Source organism: Enterococcus ureilyticus, assembly GCF_001730315.1.
GTDB lineage: Bacteria > Bacillota > Bacilli > Lactobacillales > Enterococcaceae > Enterococcus_L > Enterococcus_L ureilyticus.
The window spans coordinates 1-1,344 of the sequence record NZ_MIKC01000033.1 but is presented as its reverse complement, the minus strand read 5'-3'; the positions used below and the strand labels follow the sequence as shown (position 1 = coordinate 1,344).

The following is a 1,344-nucleotide window of genomic DNA, read 5'->3' as shown; positions in this document are numbered from 1 at the left end:
TTATCAAAGAAACCTTAGATATTCTAGACTTAAACATTACTTTTAATGAAAATGGCTTAAAAAAAGAACGAATCAAAGGTAGAATCTGTCAGGTCTTCTCAGGTACGCTCGATTATGCTGCTCATGTTTGTCCTCATTGTGAATCGAAAGAGAATGCCGCCATTATACGTTGGGGCTTTACAACTTGTCTGATTTTACTGAATGATGTTTCGGAGTATCAAACGTATTTACGCTTGAAGAAACGCCGTTTCTTCTGTTACTCCTGTAATCGATCGTTCGTTGCTAAAACGAGTCTTGTTGAAAAACATTGTTCGATTTCAACTAAAGTGAAGCTATCCATTGCCGATAGGCTCAGAAAAACCACTTCTATGAGTGAAATTGCGCGTCAAAAGAAGGTCTCTGTCTCTTCTGTTTATCGTGTCCTAAAACGATTTTATGAACCTAAAAAAATCAACCGACTCACTTTACCTGAAGTCCTTTGTTTTGATGAATTTAAATCAGTTAAGCAAGTCACCGCTTCTATGAGTTTTATCATGATGGATGGTCAAACAAAGCAGTTAATTGATGTCGTTGAAAATCGTCAGCTCCCTTTTCTAGAGCGGTATTTTTCACGTTTTCCTTTGGCTGTTCGTAAAACGGTTAAGTATATTGTTTGCGATATGTATGCCCCTTATTTTTCTCTCGTTAAAAAGTTATTTCCGACGGCTCAGATTATTCTTGATCGCTTTCATATTGTCCAACTCATCAGCCGAACCTTTTTAAAGCACCGTATTCAGAGAATGAATACATTTCTTCATCAGGGAAATACAGAAGCAAAAAAATATCGACACTTGAAGAAATACTGGAAACTTCTTCAAAAAAATCAGTCGAAGCTTGATTTTGAAAAACGCCTTTGGCGTTCTTCCTTCCGCACCTATTTAACTGAAACAGAAGTCGTTGATCGTTTACTTGCGTATGATAACGAGCTGAAGACTGGCTACACGTATTATCAGGACTTTCTTTATGCCGTACAGACAAGAGATTTTGCTCGGTTTTATGCACTATTAGACGAAGATTTTTGTCGTCTTCCTACCTATTACCAAACGACTATTGGTACTTTTAAGAAGTACAAAAATGAAATTAAAAATGCGCTAGAATTGCCTTATTCTAATGGACCATTGGAATGTTTAAACAACCATATTAAAGTGTTGAAGAGAAATGCTTATGGGTTTCGTAACTTTTACAATTTTAAGTTGAGAATTTCTTTATGTTTTGGCACTATTCTTTTTCAAGAAAATAGAAAAACCTAGAGGAAATTTCCTCTAGGAATCATATTAATCGATTTAATTCTTTAGATTTTCTTCA

Annotated in this window: 1 protein-coding gene; it reads left to right on the top strand. The window is 35.4% G+C overall.

All coding sequences use genetic code 11. From position 1 onward, the window contains the following. Window positions 1-2: 2 nt before the first annotated feature. Complete coding sequence (locus BCR24_RS10425; RefSeq protein WP_167351675.1) at window positions 3-1,289, top strand: ISL3 family transposase; 1,287 nt, start codon at window positions 3-5, stop codon at window positions 1,287-1,289. The last annotated feature ends 55 nt before the right edge of the window (window positions 1,290-1,344 follow it).